This window comes from Frigoribacterium sp. CFBP 13712 (assembly GCF_014842255.1).
Taxonomy (GTDB): domain Bacteria; phylum Actinomycetota; class Actinomycetes; order Actinomycetales; family Microbacteriaceae; genus Frigoribacterium.
This window is the reverse complement of the sequence record NZ_JACYVH010000002.1, coordinates 77410-97268: the sequence shown is the minus strand read 5'-3', so window position 1 is coordinate 97268 and position 19859 is coordinate 77410. Positions and strand designations below refer to the sequence as shown.

The window sequence follows — 19859 nt, the reverse complement described above, 5'->3', positions numbered from 1 at the left end:
GTCGGCTCACGAGGCGCCGGTCGTCCTCAGGAGGCGCGGGTCGGCTCCGCCACGCCGAACCGCTCGACGAGCGCCCGCTTGAGGATCTTGCCGCTCGGGCCGAGCGGCAGGGAGTCGACGACGTGCACCACGCGCGGGAACTTGTACGCCGCGATCGCGTCGGAGACGAAGGTGACGAGCTCGGCGGGCTCGACCGTGGCGCCCTCGCGCAGCACGACGGCCGCCTCGATCTCCTGACCGTGCATCTCGTGCGGCACGCCGAAGACCGCCGCCATGGTCACGTCGGGGTGCTTGGCCAGCACCTCCTCGACCTGGCGGGGGTACACGTTGTAGCCGTTGCGGATGATCATGTCCTTCGTGCGGTCGACGATCGTGAGGTAGCCGTCGTCGTCCTTGGTGCCGAGGTCGCCGGTGCGGAACCAGCCGTCGACGATCGCCTCGGCGGTGTCCTCGGGCCGGTTCAGGTAGCCGTTCATCAGGTTGTGGCCGCGGATCACCAGCTCGCCGATCTCGCCGTGCGGCAGCAGGGCGATCGAGTCGGTGACGGCGGGGTCGGCGATCTCGACGTCGACACCCCAGATCGGCGTGCCGATGGTGCCGGGCCGCGGGGTGCGGCCGACGTGGTTGAAGGTCGCGACGGGCGACGTCTCGGTCAGCCCGTACCCCTCGTGCAGTGGAGCGCCGAAGACCTGCTCGAAGCGCTCGAGGACGGCCAGGGGCAGCGAGGCGCCGCCCGAGACGGCGTAGCGGAGGCGCGGTCTGCCCTCCGAGCGCGTGGCCGCGTCGAGCAGGGCCATGTACATCGTCGGGACGCCCATGAAGATCGCGCAGTCGTGCTCGACCATGGCGGCGAGGGCCGCGTCGCCGTCGAAGCGCGGCAGCATGACGATCGTCGCGCCCGCGCGCAGCCCGGTGTTCATGGTGCAGGTCTGACCGAAGGTGTGGAACAGCGGGAGCGCGCCGAGCAGCACGTCGCCGCGCCGCATGTCGAAGGTGCTCATCAGGTTCGTGTTGACCTGCTCGATCAGGGCGAAGTGCGACCCCTCGGCGCCCTTCGGCTGACCGGTCGTGCCGCTCGTGTAGAGGATCGTCGCGGTGTCGAACGGGTCGCGGGGCACGTACGTGTCGAGGGGCTCGGCGGCCTCGGCGAGCGCCTCGAGCCGGTCGTGCCCGGTGCCGTGCGGGTCGACGGAGGTGCCCGGGGCGAGCACCGTGACGACGTCGACGCCGGCCAGGGAGGCGCCGGCGGCGCCCTCGGCGAGCAGCGGGGCCGCGCAGACCAGGATCGTCGCGCCGCTGTCGCGCAGCACGTACTCGATCTCGTGCCGTTTGAGCAGCGCGTGGACGGGGACCGCGACGGCGCCGAGGGCGAGCGTCGCGTAGTAGACGCGGGGGAAGTCGGCGACGTTGGGCACGAGCATGGCGACGCGGTCGCCCTCGTGCACGCCCTTGGCGCGGAGTGCGCCCGCGTAGGCGAGGGTCTGCTGCCAGAGCTGGGCGTAGGAGGTGCGCTCGGCTCCCACGATGACGGCGATGTCGTCGGCGAATCGGGTGGCCGATTCGGCCAGGATCGCGGCGACCGACGCGGTCGCGCGAGAGGGGGTGCTCATGTTCGGGTGTTCTCCGTCTCCGTTGACGAGTAATGCTCGCAGGATAGTACGCCGCCTCGCCAGACCCCCACCCGGGGTCCATCGACCCGCGCCTCCTCGGCGGGGGCGCCCCTGTGGAGGACGACCGGCCCCCGGCACCAGGGGAGGGCCCGTGAGCGCTTAAGCTGGAACGCCCATGATCCCCACCATCACGTACCCGCCCGAGCTGCCGGTCAGCCAGAGGCGCGACGACATCGCCGCCGCGATCCGCGACAACCAGGTCGTCATCGTCGCCGGCGCCACCGGCTCGGGCAAGACGACGCAGCTGCCGAAGATCTGCCTCGAGCTCGGCCGCACGAAGATCGGCCACACGCAGCCCCGCCGCATCGCCGCCCGCACGATCAGCGAGCGCATCGCCGAAGAGCTCGGCGACGAGGTCGGCGGTGTCGTCGGCTACCAGGTCCGCTTCACCGACAAGGTCGGCGCCGACACGCAGATCAAGCTGATGACCGACGGCATCCTGCTGAACGAGATCCACTTCGACCGCGACCTCACCCGGTACGACACGATCATCATCGACGAGGCCCACGAGCGCAGCCTCACCATCGACTTCCTCCTCGGGTACCTCAAGCAGCTCCTCCCCCGCCGCCCCGACCTCAAGCTCATCATCACGAGCGCGACCATCGACCCGCAGTCGTTCTCGAAGCACTTCGGCGACGCCCCCATCGTCGAGGTCTCGGGCCGCACCTACCCGGTCGAGGTCCGCTACCGCCCGCTCGTCGCCGACGAGACCACGGGCGACGACGACGGCGACACCGACCCTGACGACGACCGGCAGGAGGCGCGGACCGGCGACCGCAGACAGCGCGCCGACGACAAGGACTACCTGCAGGGCATCAACGAGGGCCTCGACGAGCTCGCCCGCGAGAGCACCGGCGACGTGCTGGTGTTCCTCAGCGGCGAGAACGAGATCCGCGACGCCGAAGAGAGCATCCGCGGCCGCAACCTGCCGCACACCGAGGTGCTGCCGCTCTACGGCCGCCTCAGCGCCGCCGATCAGCACCGCGTCTTCCAGCCCAGCGCCACCGCGGGCACCCGCCGCCGCATCGTCCTCGCCACGAACGTCGCCGAGACCAGCCTCACCGTGCCCGGCATCAAGTACGTGATCGACGCCGGCACCGCCCGCATCAGCCGCTACTCGACCCGCGCCAAGGTGCAGCGCCTCCCGATCGAGGCCATCTCGCAGGCCAGCGCCAACCAGCGCTCCGGTCGCTCGGGCCGCACGAGCAGCGGCATCGCGATCCGCCTCTACAGCGAGACGGACTTCGAGAAGCGCCCCGAGTACACCGAGCCCGAGATCCTCCGCACGAACCTCGCCGCGGTCATCCTGCAGATGATCTCGCTCGACCTCGGCGACATCGCGGCCTTCCCCTTCCTCCAGCCGCCCGACTCCCGCGGCATCAAAGACGGTCTCGACCTCCTCCGCGAGCTCGGCGCCGTCACCCAGGGCGGCAACATCACCCGCATCGGCAAGCAGCTGACCCGGCTGCCGATCGACCCGCGCCTCGCCCGCATGGTCGTCGAGTCGAAGACGCACGGCACGACCCGCGAGGTGCTCGCCATCGTCGCGGCCCTCAGCATCCAGGACCCTCGCGAGCGCCCGCTCGAGAGACGCGCCCAGGCCGACGAGAAGCACGCCCGGTTCCGCGACCCGGCCGGCGACTTCATGACCCTGCTGAACCTCTGGAACCACCTCGAAGACAAGCAGAAAGAGCTCAGCGGCAACGCCTTCAAGCGCCTCTGCCGCGACGAGTTCCTCAACTACCTGCGGATCCGCGAATGGCAAGACGTGTACAGGCAGCTGTCGCGCGCCTCCCGCCCCCTCGGTCTGCACATCGGCGAGCGCAGCACGAACCCCGACGGGGTGCACCGCAGCCTGCTCGCCGGTCTGCTCAGCCAGATCGGCCTGTTCGACCCGCAGAAGAAGGACTACGTCGGGGCGCGGCAGTCGCGTTTCGTGGTGTTCCCGGGCAGCGCGCTCGCGAAGAAGCAGCCCGCGGCGATCATGAGCGCCGAGCTGGTCGAGACGAGCCGCCTGTTCGCGCGGGTCAACGGCGCCATCGACCCCGCGTGGGCCGAGCCGCTCGCCCTCGACCTCGTGAAGCGCAGCTACGGCGAGCCGCACTGGGAGAAGAAGCAGGGCGCCGTCGTCGCCTACGAGCGGGTCACGCTCTACGGCGTGCCGATCGTGCCGAGGAGGCGCGTGCAGTTCTCGCGCATCGACCCGGCCTACGCGCGTGAGCTGTTCATCCGGCACGCTCTCGTCGAGGGCGACTGGGAGTCCCAGCAGGCGTTCGAGCGCAAGAACGAGCTGCTGATCCGCGAGCTGACCGAGGTGGAGGAACGCACCCGCCGCCGCGACATCCTCGTCGACGGCGACGCGGCGTTCGAGTTCTTCCAGCGGCGGATCCCGGCCGACGTGTTCAGCACCCGCGACTTCGAGGGCTGGTGGCGCAGGGCCCAGAAGGACACCCCCGACCTGCTGACCATGACGGCGGCCGACCTGCTCGGCGACGACGAGCCCGACGTCGACGAGCAGGGGTTCCCCAGCACCTGGCAGCAGGGCGACCAGACGCTGACGCTGCGCTACCGGTTCGAGCCCGGCGCCGACGACGACGGCGTGACGGTGGTCGTGCCCCTGCCGCTGCTGCCGCGCCTCCGTCCGGTCGGGTTCGACTGGCAGGTGCCGGGTCTCCGCGACGAGCTGGTGACCTCGCTGATCAAGTCGCTGCCGAAGCAGATCCGGAAGAACGTCGTGCCCGCGGCCGACTGGGCGAAGAAGATCACCGACGAGCTGCCCGACGCTCCCCCAGCCGACACCGCCGAGCCGTTCACGGCGACCCTCGCGGCGGTCATCAAGAGGCTCACCTACACCCCCGTCGCGGTCGACGACTTCGACCTCGACCGCGTGCCCGCGCACCTCCGGGTGTCGTACGCCGTGGTCGACGACCGCGGTCGCGAGGTCGGCAGCGACAAAGACCTGGGCGCCCTGCAGCACCGACTGCGCGACGCCACCCGCGACAGCGTCGCGCGCGTCACGCAAGGCGGCGGTCGCGACGCCCGCGGTCGCGGAGGCCGAGGAGGCGCGGGGCGGGTCGCCGACGCCGGCCAGCGCCCCGCGAACTCCCTCGAGCGCACCGGCATCACCTCGTGGGACTTCGACGAGCTGCCCGCCGTGGTCGACACCCGGCACGGCGACACGGTGATCCGCGCGTACCCGGCGCTGGTCGACCACGGCGACTCGGTCTCGATCACGCTGATGGCGACGCCGGTCGACCAGGCGCAGGCGACGCCGAAGGGCGTGCGGCGTCTGCTGATGCTCGCGACCCCGTCGCCGATCGCCTACGTGCAGCAGCACCTGACGAGCCCCGAGAAGCTGATCCTCGCGACGAGTCCGTACCAGAACACGGCGGCGCTCTTCGCGGACTGCCTCGTCGCGGTCGTCGACGACGTCCTGTTCCGGGTGAAGCCCGACGGCATGGTGATGACGAAGAAGGAGTTCCTCTCGGCCCGCGACCGCGTCTCGAGCGCCGTGATGGACCAGATGTTCCAGACCGTCTCGCTGGTGGCGCGCACCCTGACGGCCGCCCGCGACGCCGACAAGGCCCTCAAGGGCGCGACGTCGATGAACCTCCTCGCGGCGCTGACCGACATGCGCCAGCAGCGCGATCGGCTCGTCCACCCCGGCTTCGTCTCGGCGACCGGGCTGCAGCAGCTGCAGCGCGTGCCGGTGTACCTCGTCGGCATCACCCGGCGCACGACGAAGCTGCTCGAGAACCCGCAGCGCGACCGCGTCTGGCTGAGCGAGGTGCAGCAGGCGACCGAGCGGTACGAGACCGCGGGCGGGACGTTCCCTCTGCCCGACACCGCGCCTCCTGCACTCGCCCGCGCGCGGTGGATGCTCGAGGAGTTCCGCCTCAGCCTGTTCACTCAAGACCTGCGGCCGAGCGAGAGCGTCTCGCTGCAGCGCATCGTGAAGGTGCTCGCCTCCGCCTGAGCAGCTCCGACGCCGAGACCCCGCTCATCCGCTGAGACCCCGCCGCGCGCGCCGGGGTCTCAGCGCGTTCCCGGGGTCTCGTGGCCGCGACTAGCCTTGGCGCATGCGCGCGACGGTGAAGGACGTGGCGGCACTCGCCGGGGTGTCGCCGAAGACCGTCTCGAACGTCATCAACGGCGTCGTGTTCGTGCGACCCGAGACCCGCGAGCGCGTCGAGCAGGCGCTGGCCGAGCTCGACTACGTGCCGAACCTCAGCGCCCGGGGGCTCCGCAACGGACGAACCGGGTCGATCGCCCTGGCGTTCCCCGACCTGACCACGCCGTACAGCGCCGAGATGTCGCACTGGTTCGTCGAGGTCGCGCACGAGCGCGGCTGGGCGGTGCAGCTCGAGCAGACCGGCACGCGCCCCGAACGCGAGGGCGAGCTGCTGCTGCGCGGCAAGGAGCACCTCGTCGACGGTCTCGTGCTCAACCCGACCAGCCTCGACGAGAGCGCCATCGTCGGCACCGAGAGCCTGCCCCCGCTCGTCGTGATCGGCGAGGTCGAGCAGACCCTCGTCGACCAGGTGCGCGTCGACAGCGTCGCCGCGGCCCGCGACATGACCGAGCACCTGATCGGGCTCGGCCATCGCCGCATCGCCGTGCTCGGCAGCTCGGGTCGCGACTTCGACACGGCGACGGCGCGCGCCCGCACCCAGGGCTGGTCCGAGGCCATGGCCGCCGCCGGCCTCGCGGTCGACGAGGGCCTGCGCTGGTCGTGCGACGCGTGGTCGCCCGCCGCCGCCTCCGCCGCCGTGACCGAGGCCCTCGCCCGGCACGACGCGCCCGACGCGCTCTTCTGCTTCACCGACTCGCTGGCCATCGGCGCCGTGCACGCGCTCTGGTCGGCGGGCCTCCGCGTGCCGGGCGACGTGTCGGTCGCCGGGTTCGACGACATCGCCGACGGCCGCTTCGTGCTGCCGCCGCTCACCACCGTGGCCCTCGACAAGCGGCTGTTCGCCGAACGCACCCTCGAGCTGCTGGCCGCCCGCATCGCCGAGCGCGACCGGCCGACCGAGCTCGTGATCATCCCGCACACGATCGTCGCGAGGGCGAGCACGGCTGCACGCCGCTGACCGGCGGGTCGACCGCCCGGGCCGCCCGCGCCTCCTGTCATTCCGTTCGTCGTCGGGATAGACGACGGCCGTTCTCCAGCGGCCCCCTCACGAGGAGGCGCGGCGAGGCCTACCGTCGGACCTCCCCTGCCGAGATCGAGAGGCTCCACCATGTCTGCAGACCAGTACGCATTCGAAGACCCCACCAAGAAGTTCGCCGACATCACCCCGAAGGCCCAGTACCTCGAGGGCGCCGGCACCGACGAGGAGCTCAGCTCGCCCGCCGACCACGGCGAGGAGACCTACCGCGGCTCGGGCCGCCTCGAGGGCCGCAAGGCTCTCGTCACCGGCGGCGACTCGGGCATCGGCGCGGCCGTCGCCATCGCCTACGCCCGCGAAGGCGCCGACGTCGCCATCAGCTACCTCGCCGAAGAGGAGGAGGACGCCCAGCGGATCGTCGCCCTCATCGAGGCCGCCGGCCGCAAGGCCGTCGCCCTGCCCGGCGACATCAAGAGCCGCGAGGTGTGCCTCGACATCGTGCAGAAGACCGTCGACGCGCTCGGCGGCCTCGACATCCTCGTGAACAACGCCGGCAAGCAGCAGCACGTCGAGGACTTCGCCGACCTCGACGACCAGAACTTCGACGACACCTACAAGACCAACGTGTACGCCATGTTCTGGATCACCAAGGCCGCGCTGCCGCACCTCGCCCCCGGCTCGACGATCATCAACACGACGTCGATCCAGGCGTACCAGCCGGCCCCGATGCTCGTCGACTACGCCTCGACGAAGGCCGCGATCAACACCTTCTCGAAGGGTCTCGCCATGCAGCTCGCGCCGAAGGGCATCCGCGTCAACGCGGTCGCGCCCGGCCCGATCTGGACCCCGCTGCAGCCCGCGGGCGGTCAGCCGTCCGACGCGCTGCCCGACGTCGGCAGCCAGACGGCCCTCGGCCGCTGGGGCCAGCCGGCCGAGCTCGCCCCCGCCTACGTGTTCCTCGCGTCGGGCGAGTCGAGCTACGTCGTCGGCGAGACGCTGCACGTCGACGGCGGCATGCCCACGCCGTAGGCGTCACGTCCGCCGAGGAGGCGCGGGTCGGGTCGCACCCGGCCCGCGCCTCCTCGCGTCCCACCCCACGGGCCACTCCGCGACGACGCCGGAGAAAGCCCTTGCGTTTGCATTACAACGATGTAATGCTGTCGGCAGTCGACGACTCACAAAGGAGTGAACCCGATGACCCCACGTTCCACGACGCCCGGCACACCGAGCGAGACATCCGCGCCCCGCAGCCTCAGCCGCCGCAATCTGCTGGTCGGCGGTGCGGCCCTGCTGGGCGGCGCCTTCGCCGTCGGCGGTCTCGCCGGCTGCTCGACCGGGGTGACGGCCGGCTCCGGCGGTGTCGCGAGCCTCAGCTTCTGGCATCTGCTGAGCGGGGGCGACGGCATCAAGATGTCCGCCCTCGTCGACGAGGCCAACGCCCAGAACCCCGAGTTCAAGGCCACCCAGACGGTGCTCGCCTGGGGCACGCCGTACTACACGAAGCTCGCCATGGCCTCGGCCGGCGGCCGCGCCCCCGACGTCGCGATCATGCACGCATCCCGCGTGCCCGGCTACGCCCCCGGCGGACTGCTCGACCCGTGGGACGTCGAGAAGCTCGCCTCGTACGGCGTGCGCGAGCAGGACTTCGCCCCCGCCGTCTGGAAGGCCGGCTTCAGCGGCGACGAGCTCTTCTCGGTCGCCCTCGACTCGCACCCGTTCATCCTCCTGTACAACACCGAGATCGCCGAGAAGGCCGGGGCCCTCGGCAGCGACGGGCGCCTGGTCGAGATCACGAGCCCCGAGCAGTTCCTCGAGGTCGCCAACGCCATGCAGGCGGTCACCGGCAAGCACGGCGCCTCGTGGGGCTACCTCAATGACGGCGCCCAGCTGTGGCGCATGTTCTACACGTTCTACAAGCAGCAGGGCGCCGACATGGTGCTCACCGAGGGCGGAACGGTCGAGTACGACGAGGCGGCCGCCGTCACCGCTCTCGAGTTCATGCAGAAGATGACCGACGGCACGGCGATGGCCACCGCGAGCGACATCCAGTCGGGCATCGCCGAGTTCGTCAGCGGCGACAGCGGCATGCTCTTCACCGGCGTGTGGGAGGTGCCCAGCGCCCAGAAGGCCGGCATCCCGTTCGACGCGAGCATCATCCCGACCCTGTTCGGCACGCCCGCCGTCTACGCCGACTCGCACTCGTTCGTGCTGCCCCGACAGGGCGAGGTCGACGAGGTGAAGCGAGAGGACGTCTACAAGATGGTCTCGACCATCCTGAAGGACTCCATCTCGTGGGCCGAGGCCGGTCACATCCCGGCGTACGGACCGGTCGTCGACAGCGCGGCCTACGCCGAGCTGCAGCCGCAGGCCAACTACGCCGAGGCGGCCGAGTACCTCAACTACGACCCGCCCGCCTGGTTCAGCGGCTCGGGGTCCGACTTCCAGACGTACTTCCTCGACACGGTGCAGTCCGTGATCCTGTCGAAGAACGACGCCGCCGCGGGCATGCGCGCGTTCGTCGCCCGCGTGAACACGCAGCTCTCGCGACCGGCACCGGTGTGACCGGGCCCACCCGCTCCTCCTCGGCCCAGGCCCTCCAGGAGGCGCGGCTCCAGCGGTCGTCGCACCCGGCACCGCAGCACCCCACGACGCACGACGACGAAGGAGTCGACCTGTGACCAGCACGACGGTCAAGGCCCCCGCGGCCGCGCCGGGCACGACGCGATCGGCGGCACCCGCACGGGTGCGGACCGGCTCGCGCCTGAAGCCCGGGGCCCACAAAGACAACCGGATCGGCTGGGGGTTCGCGGCGCCGTTCGCGATCCTCTTCGGGCTGTTCCTGGTCTGGCCCGTCATCCACGGGCTGTACCTCAGCTTCACCGGGCAGAGCCTCACGGGCTCGGGCGGCGAGCTGATCGGCGTCGCCAACTACGCCGAGGCCTTCGCCGACGGCGACATGTGGCGCTCGATGGCGAACACTCTGTGGTTCACCGTGCTGAGCACGATCCCGCTCGTCGTCGTCGCCCTGCTGCTGGCACTGCTCGTCAACACGGGCCTGCCCGGTCAGTGGCTCTGGCGGCTGAGCTTCTTCCTGCCGTATCTGCTGGCGTCGACCGTCGTCTCGCTTTTCTGGATCCAGCTCTACAGCCCCACGCTGGGGCCGATCAACAACGTGCTCGCGACGCTCGGGCTGCCGCAGCCTGCCTGGCTGCAAGACCCCAGCACGGCCATGATCGCGGTCGTCGCGACCACCGTGTGGTGGACGGTCGGCTTCAACTTCCTGCTGTATCTGGCCGCGCTGCAGAACATCCCCGACCAGCAGTACGAGGCCGCATCGCTCGACGGCGCCGGTCGGTGGCGCTCGCTGCTGTCGATCACCATCCCCCAGCTCGGCCCGACCACCGGTCTGATCGTCATCCTGCAGATCCTCGCCTCGCTGAAGGTCTTCGACCAGATCTACCAGATGACCACCGGCGGCCCGGCGGGCAGCACCCGCTCGGCCGTGCAGTACATCTTCGACACCGGGTTCACCGGCTACCGGTTCGGCTACTCGTCGGCCATCTCGTACATCTTCTTCGCCCTGATCATCGTCATCTCGGTCGCGCAGTTCGCCATCGCCGCGCAGCGCCGGAAAGGAGCCCAGCGATGACCGCCCCCGCCGTCGCCCCGGGCAGCGGACTCCGCGCCCCCACCGCCGACCGGGCCCCGCGTCCGCACAAGCCGGGTCAGCGCCGGTTCGGCCCGCTCGCCGTCGCCAGCGTGATCGTCCTGATCGTGCTCGCCGTGCTCTGGCTGCTGCCGTTCCTCTGGTCGCTGTCGACCTCGTTCAAGAGCGAGGCCGACGCCGCAGCGACACCGCAGACCTGGCTGCCGGCCGGGGGCTTCACCCTCGACGCCTACCGCGCGGTGCTGACCGAGGGCAACATCCCCGTCTGGCTCTTCAACAGCCTGCTGACGTCGATCGTCATCACCGTGATCGTCGTCGCGACCTCGGCGCTCGTGGCCTACGCGTTCTCGCGTCTCGACTTCGCCGGCAAGAAGTGGCTCTACGTCGCGACCATCGCGTCGATCATCATCCCGCCGCAGGTGCTGATCGTGCCGCTGTTCTACCAGATGCTCGCCTTCAACATGGTCGACACGTACTGGGGCGTGATCCTGCCGCAGGCCATCGCGCCGGCCATGGTCTTCGTGCTCAAGAAGTTCTTCGACCAGGTGCCCATCGAGCTCGAAGACGCGGCCCGCGTCGACGGCGCCGGCCGGATCCGGGTGTTCTTCACCATCCTGCTGCCGCTGTCGCGGCCCATCCTCGGCGCCGTGTCGATCTTCGTGTTCATCGGCGCGTGGAACAACTTCCTCTGGCCGTTCATCGTCACGAACGACTCCGCCCTGCTCACGCTGCCGGTCGGGCTGCAGACCATCGAGAGCGCCTACGGCATCCAGTACGCCCAGAACATGGCGTCGGCGATCCTGGCCGCGCTGCCGCTCATCCTGGTGTTCCTGTTCTTCCAGCGGCAGATCATCAAGGGCATCTCGACCACCGGCTTCGGGGGGCAGTGACCACCCGACCCGCGCCTCCCCCATCCCTCTCCGACCACGACACCGCACACACGTCATCGCACGCCACGACCTCCTGAGGAGTCCCATGTCCACCGCCCGCATCACCGTCGACCGCGAGTTCACGATCGGCGAGGTCCCCCGCCGCATCTTCGGCTCGTTCGTCGAGCACATGGGCCGCTGCGTCTACACCGGCATCTACGAGCCCGGTCACGCCACCGCCGACGAGAGCGGCTTCCGCCACGACGTCCTCGAGCTGACCAAGGAGCTCGGCGCCACCGTGATCCGCTACCCCGGCGGCAACTTCGTCTCCGGCTACAACTGGGAGGACGGCGTCGGCCCGGTCGACCAGCGCCCCCGCCGACTCGACGGCGCGTGGCACACCGTCGAGACGAACGCCTTCGGCCTGCACGAGTTCGTCGAGTGGTCGAAGCTGGCCGGCACCGAGGTCATGGAGGCCGTGAACCTCGGCACCCGCGGCGTCGACGCCGCCCGCGAGCTCGTCGAGTACGCGAACCACCCCGGCGGCACCGCCCTCAGCGACCGCCGCATCGCCAACGGGGCGAAGGATCCGTTCGACATCAAGCTCTGGTGCCTCGGCAACGAGCTGGACGGCCCGTGGCAGATCGGCCACAAGACGGCCACCGAGTACGGGCGCCTGGCGCAGGAGGCCGCCAAGGCGATGAAGTTCGTCGACCCGACCATCGAGCTCGTCGCCGTCGGCAGCTCGGGTCGCGGCATGCCCACCTTCGGCGCCTGGGAGCACGAGGTGCTGACCCACGCCTACGACGAGGTCGAGTACGTCTCGATGCACGCCTACTACCAGGAGCACGACGGCGACGCGAAGAGCTTCCTCGCGACCGCGGTCGACATGGACGCCTTCATCGAGGAGGTCGTCTCGACCATCGACGGCGTCAAGGCGGCCGGCAAGCACAGCAAGCAGGTCGACATCTCGTTCGACGAGTGGAACGTCTGGTACCAGACCGGCCTCGACACCGACGACCAGCCGCACAACGTCTCGAAGGGCTGGGTCGAGCACCCTCGCCTGATCGAAGACCAGTACAACGTCACCGACGCCGTCGTGGTCGGCACGTTCCTCAACTCGCTGCTGCGCCACGGCGACCGGGTGAAGATCGCGAACCAGGCGCAGCTGGTGAACGTCATCGCGCCGATCCGCAGCGAGCAGGGCGGGCCGGCCTGGCGTCAGACGATCTTCTGGCCGTTCGCCCGCATGGCGGCGCTCGCGTCGGGTCAGATCCTCCGCACGCTCGTCACGAGCGACAAGGTCGACACGGCGAAGTACGGCGACGCCGACCTGGTCGACGTCAGCTCGACCTACGACGAGGAGACCGGGCGCGTCGCGTTCTTCCTCGCGAACCGCGGTCTGGACGAGGCGGCGGACGTCGAGCTCGCCCTGCGCGGGTTCTCGGGCGCACGCGTCACGCGCGCCGAGCTGCTCACGGTGCCCGAGGGCGGCGACCGCTTCACCTCGAACACCGAGCAGGCGCAGGACGCCGTCGGCCTGGTGCCGCTCGAGGGCGTCACCGTCGACGGGGGCTCGGCGCGGCTGACCCTGCCCGCCCTGTCGTGGGCCGTCGTCGAGTTCGAGGTCGGCAAGGCGTAATCCCCGCGGTCGTCACCGAGGAGGCGCGGCGCCGGTCCGACCGGCACCGCGCCTCCTGCGCTTCGCGAGACCCCACGGAATCGACGAGACCCCCGTGCGCGCACGGGGGTCTCTGCGTTCTCGTGGGGTCTCGGCGATTCAGCCGCGGGGGCGGAACAGCCGCGAGATGCTGTCGCGCACCGACTCCTCGATGGTGTCGGTGAAGCCGTTCGCCATGCCGAGCGCGTCGGCGGGGGCGGAGGCCGCCGTCATCGACGCCACGAGACGCTCACCGTGGTACGCCCGCGCCGCCTTGACCGACGCGAAGCCCAGCCCCAGCGTCGCGGCCGCCTCGGCGAGCAGCTCGGTGCGCTGTTCGTCGGTACGGGTCAACGCGTCGGCGAGGGCCGTCACCGACGGGTCGTCGAGCCCGTCGGCCACCCACTGCTGCGCGCGGAGGGGCAGCGCCCCGGGGGCCAGCATGCCGAGCAGACGCTTCGCCTCGTCGTCTCGGAGCTCGGCGCGGGCGACCCCCGCGTCACGGGGCGTGGGCGAATCGGTCATGCTGCGACGATACCGGTCGGCCGGGCGCCGCCCGCGTCTCAGCTGTACAGCCGGGTCGGCGTCGCCGCGGCTCCCTCGAGCTCGGGCGCGACGTCGTCGTCCCGCTCGCCGAGCAGCTCGCGTTCGATGCGCTGCTTCTCTGAGATGCTCGACCGGATCAGGGGCAGCCCGCGCGCGATGGCGTTGCGGATCCGCTCCTGCAGCAGCGGGGCGGTGACGCGCCGGTCGGTGAAGTCGCTCGCGTGGGCGTAGACGCCGAGCGGCAGGGTCAGCGCCTGGAAGAACCCGAACAGCGGTCGCAGCGAGTGCTCGAGGATCAGCGCGTGCCGCTCGCTGCCGCCGGTCGCGGCCAGCAGCACGGGCACGTCGACGAGGGCGTACTGCTCGACGAAGTCGAAGAGGTGCTTGAACAGACCGGTGAAGGAGGCGCGGTAGACGGGCGAGGCGGCGATCAGCAGGTCGGCGGACTCGATGGCGCGGAGCTCGCGCTCGACGCGTTCGTCGAGCTGGTCGCGGGTGAGGGCGCCGGCGAAGAGCGGCCCGAGCTCGCTCACCCGGATGACGTGGCGCTCGATCGGCAGCACCTCGGCGAGCTCGTCGAGGATGGCGTCGACCAGGGCGTCGGTCTTGGACGGCGTGCTGAGGGTGCCCGACACGGCGACCACGCGGAGCGGCTGCGGACGGGCCAGCGAAGGGGCCAGGGGAGGCGTCGGTGGAGGCGTCATCCGATACATGCTCCCCCTCCATGCGGCGTAACAGTCGCACTGTGACGCAATGAGTCGTGCGACAGTGAGCCGGTGACGCATCAACCACTCGAGCACGGGTTCGACCCGGCCAATCCCGATTCCGATCTCGCCGCGTCGTTCGGCCTCGCCGCCGACGTGTACGAGCGCGGCCGACCGTCGTACCCGACGGAGGCCGTCGAGTGGCTCCTCCCGAGCGGCGCCTGTCACGTCGTCGACCTCGGTGCGGGCACCGGCAAGCTGACCCGCGTGCTGCTCGGCCGGGTGCCGGCGGTCACCGCCGTCGAGCCGTCGGAGGGCATGCGGCAGCAGCTCGAACGGGTCGTGCCCGCGGCGACGTCGGTCGCCGGGTCGGCCGAGTCGATGCCGCTCGACGACGACTCGGTCGACGCCGTGTTCGTGGCGCAGGCCTGGCACTGGGTCGACCCGGCACGGGCCGTGCCCGAGGTCGCCCGGGTGCTCCGCCCCGGCGGGACGCTCGCGCTGATCTGGAACATCCGCGACGAGAGCGTGCCCTGGGTGGCCGAGCTCAGCCGCGTGATGCGGCAGCCGCGCGAGCGTGACATGCAGTCGGACGCCCCACCCGTGGGTGCGCCGTTCGGCCCGATCGAGCGGCACGACGTCGCGTGGGTGCACGAGATGGAGCGCGCCGACTTCCTCGACATGATCGCCTCGCGCAGCTACGTCATCACGCTGTCGCCCGGCGAGCGCGCCGAGCTGCTCGCCCGGGTCGAGCATCTGCTCGACACCCACCCCGACACCCGGGGGCTCGCCCTCGTGCGGGTGCCGTACGTCGCCCGCTGCAGCCGCGCGGTGCTGCCCGGCTGACCGGCCGGCACCGCGCCTCCTCGGCTCCGAACCCGCCCGCCACCGGTCGGCGGGCACGACGACGCGAGCGGGACACCGCTGCCTGCGGTGCCTCGCTCGCGTCGCGATGCCGCTGATGATCAGCCGGTGACCACCGCGATCTCGTTCGGGACCTCGGGCAGCTCGGTCGTGGCGAGCACCTCGCCGGTGGCGACGTCGACCGCGTGGATCGACGACGCGGCCGTGTCGGTCACGTAGGCGGTGCCGCCCTGCACGATGAGCGCCGGGTGGGCGTCCTGCCACTCGGCCGGGCCCTCCCACGGGTCGATCACCGGGTACGAGGCGGTCTCGGCCCCCGTGGTCTCGTCGAGCACGTGCAGTGCGCCGTCGGTGCCGAGCACGACGATCTCGTCGTCGGGGCCGCGGGCGACGTCGCGCCAGGTGTACTCGACGCCGTCGGGCAGGTCGACGACCGTCGCGGTCTTCGCCTCGGTGTCGGTCAGCACGAGTCGGTGCAGCTCGTAGCCCTCGGCGTCGGGGTCGTCGTTGTAGTCGCCGACCGCGATGGGCGACGTGTCGGTGACGTACGCGTTGCCGGTGCGGCCGTAGGCGTCGGGGGCGTCGATCTTGGTGAACGCCCCGTCGTCGTAGACCAGCACGCCGTCGGTGCAGCCGAAGACGACGCGCTCGTCGGCCGCGGTGCCCTCGCCGTGGACGGACGGGCAGTCCTCGCTGCGGGCGATCTCGGTGCGGTCGGCGTCGAGCGCCCGCACGCCGGTGCGCTCGTCGGGGGTGCCGATCGTGGTCAGCAGGGTGCCGTCGGCGAGCTCGATCGAGACGCCGTGGTGCGCCTCCGGCGAGGAGATCGTCTCGGTCTCGGGCAGACCGCCGCTCGTGTCGAGCAGATCGGCGGAGTCGAAGACCGTGGTGTCGCCCGTGCCGTCGGCGAAGAGGATCGTCCGGCCCTCGTGCCGCACGACGTGCCCGGGGGTGTCGCCCTCGAAGACGAGGTCGGTCAGCTCGGGGTCGGCGACGCGGTGCGCGCCGTCGGCGGTGGTCCAGGCGCCGGTGTCGAGCACCTGCCAACCGCCCGCAGTCGAGACCAGCACGTGGCGACCGTCTCCGGCCGGGTTCAGCCGGTTGAAGCCCGCGAGGTCGATGTCGGCCTCGGTCTCGAGGGTCGCGCCGTCGAGCACGTAGAGGCCGCCGTCGTAGGTGAGGGCGATGCGCGGCTGGGCCGAGTCGACCTCGGCGCCCGCGGTCGTCGACGGGTCGTCCGCCGCCGGGCCGGAGCCCGACGAGCAGGCGGTGAGCAGCAGCGCCGACGAGGCGACGGCGGCGAGGGCGAAGGAGGCGCGGCGCACGCGGCGCGGTCCCCTGCGGTCGAGGAGGTGATTCATGTGTTCCTTTCGGTGGGGGCCGGTCGCCCGGACGCCAGGCGTCACGGCGACAGGCCGGTGGCGATGCGCTCCGTGTTCGTGCGCATCATCTGGAGGTAGGTCTCGGCGCCCTCGCCGGGTTCGCTGAGCGACTCGGTGAAGAGGTCGACGACGGCGACGTCGACCCCCGCCTCGTCGGCCAGCACCCGGGCGAGGCGGTCGGGCTGCGACGAGTCGGCGAAGATCGCGCGCACACCGGTGCGGTCGATCGCCGTCACGAGGTCGTCGAGGTCGGAGGCGCTCGGCGCGGCGAGGGTCGTCCCGCTCGGCACGACCGCTCCGATCACGTCGAAGTCGTAGCGCTCGGCGAGGTAGCCGAAGACGTGGTGATTCGTCACGAGGGCGCGCTGGCCCTCGGGGATGCCCTCGAACGCGGTGGTCATCTCGGCGTCGAGGGTCTCGAGCTCGGTCGTGTAGCGGTCGGCGGCGGCCTCGAGAGCGGTGACGTCGACGTCGTCGCCGAGCTCGGCCTCGAGGGCCTCGGTCACCCCCGCGACGACGTCGACCATGCGGGTCGGATCCGTCCAGAAGTGCGGGTCGTCGAGCCCCTCGGCGTCGCCGTCGGCGTACACCAGCGGATCGATCAGGTCGCCGGCCTCGACGGTCGGCACGCCGTCGGCGGCAGCTGCGTCGACGTGCTGCTGCAGACCCTCCTCGAGACCCAGCCCGTTGCTGACGACGAGGTCGGCCGTGCGGATGCGGGCGGCCTCCTGCGCCGAGATCTCGAACGAGTGCGGGTCGGCGTTCGGGCGCATCAACGTCATCACCTCGACCTGGTCGCCGACGAGCTCGCCCACGACGTCGCCGAGGATGTTCGTCGTCACCACCACGAGCGGGCGATCGGCGGCCGGCGTCGCGCAGCCGGCGAGCAGGCCGATCGCGAGCATCGTCGCGGTGGCTGCGGCGGTCGTGCGGGCGACCCTCCTGGCGGTGGCGGTCGCGGCGGTGGCGCGCGCGGTCGTCCGAGCCGCCCTCATCGGCCGGTCTCCGCGGCGAAGGACGGCGCGTCGACGTGGTCGAAGGTGCGCGACACCCGGCCGCCGTCGGCGTAGTCGATCTCGAAGACGGCGCCCTCGAGCGGGCCGTTCAGGTAGGCGCGGCTGGCGTCGACCGAGAGCGAGACGCCGGCCAGGGCGGTGTCGTCTGCGACGGTGGAGGGCAGCAGGGGGTCCGTGGTCGCGACGACCCCGTCGTCGCGGGTGAGCACGACGACGCGCCCCAAGGCGTCGAGCCCGACGACGTGGCCGTCGGAGTCGTCGACGGCCGACACGCGTACGAGCGGCGCGGGGGTCTCGACGAGCGACCAGCTGCGCTCGCGGGTGTCGAGCAGCCAGGCGCCCCGGTCGCCCGCGACCGCCGCGACGGTCGGTCGGCCGCGACGTCCGTCGAAGGCGACGGCGCGCTCGTCGGCCGCGACGGCCTCGGGGTACGGGATGCGCTCGAACACGACCGGAGCGGAGGCCGCGGCGTCTGCGGCGTCCGCATCGGCGTCGGCCTCGCCCGACCCCTCGCCGGTAGCCCCCTCGCCGTCGCCGGCATCGGCCGCGGCCTCGCCCGTCGTGGCGAGCAGGGCCCCGTCGGCGCAGCCGATCACGACGCCCACCCGGGTCTCGATGCTGCCGCGCGGGTCCACGCACTCGGCCTCGGCCCCGTCGACGGGTCGCCCCTCGCGGTCGAGCACCGCGACGACGTCCGGCCCGAGATCGGCCACGGTGCTCGACAGCAGCGAGTCGCCGAACGGCACGAGCACGCCCTCGCCGCCGAGGGCACCGGTGCCGGCGCCGTCGAAGCGGGCCACCTCGTCGATCTCGCCGGCGCCCAGCGCCTCGGTGTCGAGCACGATCTGCTCCCCCGAGGCCGGGAACCGCACGGTGGTGAGATCCGCGCCCGGAACGACCCGCGCCTCCTCGGCTGCCCCTGCCGTCGCCTCGATCGAGCCGACCTGTCGCGCCTCGGCGCGGTAGTAGTGCGAGTGGTCGCCGTGGTCGACGGTCCAGACCCCGGTGTCGACGACGTCGACCGTTCCGGAGGCGCGGGTCGCGAACACGAACCGTCCGTCGGTCGAGAGACCGTCGGCCGGCTCCAGCTCGGCCACGGTCTCGTCGTCGCCGGTGAGCAGGTCGAGCAGGTCGACGCGGCCCTCGGGGTCGATCGTGGCGAGTCGGAGCTGCGGTTCGCTGCCCTCGCTCGCTCCCTCGACGTAGCCGTGCGGGGTCGAGGCGTCGGTCGGCGCGGCGTCGTCGGAGCCGGTGTCGGAGCCGGACGACGAGCCGGGGGCGCTGCAGGCCGTGAGGACGACGAGCGTCGCGGCGGTCGCGGCGACGAGCGCGAGCGGACGGGTTCGGCGAAGGGGGCGCCGGGTCGGGTCAGACGAGGGGTCGTTCGGGTGCACGGAGGCCTTTCGGACGGGTCGGCGTGCCGACGGGGGCGGAGGTCGGCGTGCCGACGGGGGCGGAGGTCGAGGGGCCGACGGGGGCGGAGGGTGCCTCGCCGGGAGGAGGGGTCGCTCCCGGGCGGACCGCGACGGCGGAGACGAGGCGGCGGACGACGGCCGAGAGCGGCACGAGCGCGACGGCCACGCCGGCGATCGAGGCCCCGGCGGCCGTCCCGGCGTGCCAGGAGACGAGCAGCCCGACGAGGGCCGCGAGCGATCCGAACGCGGTCGCGAGCAGCATGGTCGAGGGCACCCGGCGCACCCAGTGCCCGGCGGCGACGGCCGGGGCGAGCAGCAGGGCGACGACGAGCAGCGACCCGACGGCCCCGTACGACGCCACGACGGCGATCGTCACGAGCCCGACCAGCGCCACCCGGGCGAGGCGGGGTCGGAGACCGAGGGTCGAGGCGAGGCGCTCGTCGAACGCGAGGGCCACGAAGGGGCGGTGCAGCACGGCGGCCACCAGCACGACGAGCACCAGGGCGCCGGTCATCAGCAGCAGGTCGCTCGTCGAGATGGCGAGCACGTCGCCGAAGAGGATGGAGGTGACGTCGGTGGCGAAGGTCCGCGAGCGCGACACGATGACGACGCCGAGCGAGAGCATGCCCACGAAGAGCAGCCCGATCGCGGTGTCGGCCCCGATCTTCGCCCGCCGCTCGACGACGCCCACGCCGACGCTCATCACGAGGGCGCTGACGGCCGCGCCGACGACGACGGGCAGGCCGAGCAGCGCGGCGAGCGCGACGCCCGGCAGCATGCCGTGGGCCATCGCCTCGCCGAGGAACGCCATGCCGCGCAGCACGACCCAGGTGCCGACGACGCCGCAGATGGCGGCGACGAGCACGCCGCCGAGCAGGGCTCGGAGCACGAAGGAGGCGCTGAGGGGATCGGTCAACCAGGTCACGATCGACGACTGTACATGAAAACGATTATCACT

15 protein-coding genes are annotated in these 19859 nt (G+C 71.7%); 8 read left to right on the top strand and 7 right to left on the bottom strand.

Annotated elements, in window-relative coordinates; translation table 11 throughout:
• Window positions 1-26: 26 nt before the first annotated feature.
• Entirely contained in the window at window positions 27-1610 is a 1584-nt protein-coding gene (locus tag IFT51_RS04100) for a long-chain fatty acid--CoA ligase (protein WP_192059495.1), read from the bottom strand.
• A gap of 175 nt (window positions 1611-1785) precedes the next feature.
• Here IFT51_RS04100 and hrpA point away from each other — a divergent pair, with 175 nt between their 5' ends.
• The 7 genes from hrpA (at window position 1786) to IFT51_RS04065 (ending at window position 12956) form a co-directional block, all read left to right on the top strand.
• Entirely contained in the window at window positions 1786-5646 is a 3861-nt protein-coding gene (gene hrpA, locus IFT51_RS04095; RefSeq protein ID WP_192059493.1) for an ATP-dependent RNA helicase HrpA, read from the top strand.
• Between the two features lie 103 nt (window positions 5647-5749).
• Window positions 5750-6760, top strand: a complete 1011-nt coding sequence (locus IFT51_RS04090; protein WP_192059491.1) for a LacI family DNA-binding transcriptional regulator — start codon at window positions 5750-5752, stop codon at window positions 6758-6760.
• Between the two features lie 150 nt (window positions 6761-6910).
• Complete coding sequence (locus IFT51_RS04085; protein WP_192059489.1) at window positions 6911-7807, top strand: glucose 1-dehydrogenase; 897 nt, start codon at window positions 6911-6913, stop codon at window positions 7805-7807.
• Window positions 7808-7972: 165 nt separating this feature from the next.
• Complete coding sequence (locus IFT51_RS04080; protein ID WP_192059487.1) at window positions 7973-9340, top strand: extracellular solute-binding protein; 1368 nt, start codon at window positions 7973-7975, stop codon at window positions 9338-9340.
• Window positions 9341-9521: 181 nt separating this feature from the next.
• Entirely contained in the window at window positions 9522-10427 is a 906-nt protein-coding gene (locus tag IFT51_RS04075; protein WP_243215217.1) for a carbohydrate ABC transporter permease, read from the top strand.
• The gene (locus tag IFT51_RS04070) at window positions 10424-11335 is read left to right on the top strand and encodes a carbohydrate ABC transporter permease (protein ID WP_192059484.1); all 912 of its coding nucleotides are present in this window, start codon (window positions 10424-10426) and stop codon (window positions 11333-11335) included. The genes IFT51_RS04075 and IFT51_RS04070 overlap by 4 nt, the downstream gene beginning before the upstream one ends.
• Before the next feature lie 85 nt (window positions 11336-11420).
• The gene (locus tag IFT51_RS04065; protein WP_192059482.1) at window positions 11421-12956 is read left to right on the top strand and encodes an alpha-N-arabinofuranosidase; all 1536 of its coding nucleotides are present in this window, start codon (window positions 11421-11423) and stop codon (window positions 12954-12956) included.
• A 138-nt stretch (window positions 12957-13094) separates the two neighbouring features.
• On the opposite strand, the gene IFT51_RS04060 is transcribed toward IFT51_RS04065, so the two are convergent.
• Both IFT51_RS04060 and msuE read right to left on the bottom strand, forming a co-directional pair.
• Window positions 13095-13499, bottom strand: coding sequence for a hypothetical protein (locus IFT51_RS04060; protein ID WP_192059480.1), 405 nt, complete (start codon window positions 13497-13499; stop codon window positions 13095-13097).
• A 38-nt stretch (window positions 13500-13537) separates the two neighbouring features.
• Complete coding sequence (gene msuE / locus IFT51_RS04055) at window positions 13538-14224, bottom strand: FMN reductase (RefSeq protein ID WP_192059478.1); 687 nt, start codon at window positions 14222-14224, stop codon at window positions 13538-13540.
• A gap of 72 nt (window positions 14225-14296) precedes the next feature.
• Here msuE and IFT51_RS04050 point away from each other — a divergent pair, with 72 nt between their 5' ends.
• Window positions 14297-15070 (top strand): methyltransferase domain-containing protein, encoded by a 774-nt coding sequence (locus IFT51_RS04050; RefSeq protein ID WP_192059476.1) that lies wholly within the window; start codon window positions 14297-14299, stop codon window positions 15068-15070.
• Between the two features lie 119 nt (window positions 15071-15189).
• Here IFT51_RS04050 and aztD read toward each other — a convergent pair whose 3' ends face one another.
• The 4 genes from aztD to aztB are packed head-to-tail and all read right to left on the bottom strand — an operon-like array spanning window position 15190 to window position 19826.
• Window positions 15190-16449: a zinc metallochaperone AztD gene (gene aztD, locus IFT51_RS04045; protein ID WP_192059474.1), complete on the bottom strand. Its 1260-nt coding sequence runs from the start codon at window positions 16447-16449 to the stop codon at window positions 15190-15192.
• A gap of 41 nt (window positions 16450-16490) precedes the next feature.
• A complete protein-coding gene (gene aztC, locus IFT51_RS04040) occupies window positions 16491-17465 on the bottom strand; it encodes a zinc ABC transporter substrate-binding protein AztC (RefSeq protein ID WP_371740675.1) in 975 nt (324 codons plus the stop codon).
• Window positions 17462-18880 (bottom strand): ABC transporter, encoded by a 1419-nt coding sequence (locus IFT51_RS04035; RefSeq protein ID WP_192059472.1) that lies wholly within the window; start codon window positions 18878-18880, stop codon window positions 17462-17464. The genes aztC and IFT51_RS04035 overlap by 4 nt, the downstream gene beginning before the upstream one ends.
• The gene (gene aztB, locus IFT51_RS04030) at window positions 18855-19826 is read right to left on the bottom strand and encodes a zinc ABC transporter permease AztB (RefSeq protein WP_192059470.1); all 972 of its coding nucleotides are present in this window, start codon (window positions 19824-19826) and stop codon (window positions 18855-18857) included. Before aztB ends, IFT51_RS04035 begins: the two co-directional genes overlap by 26 nt.
• Between the last annotated feature and the right edge of the window lie 33 nt (window positions 19827-19859).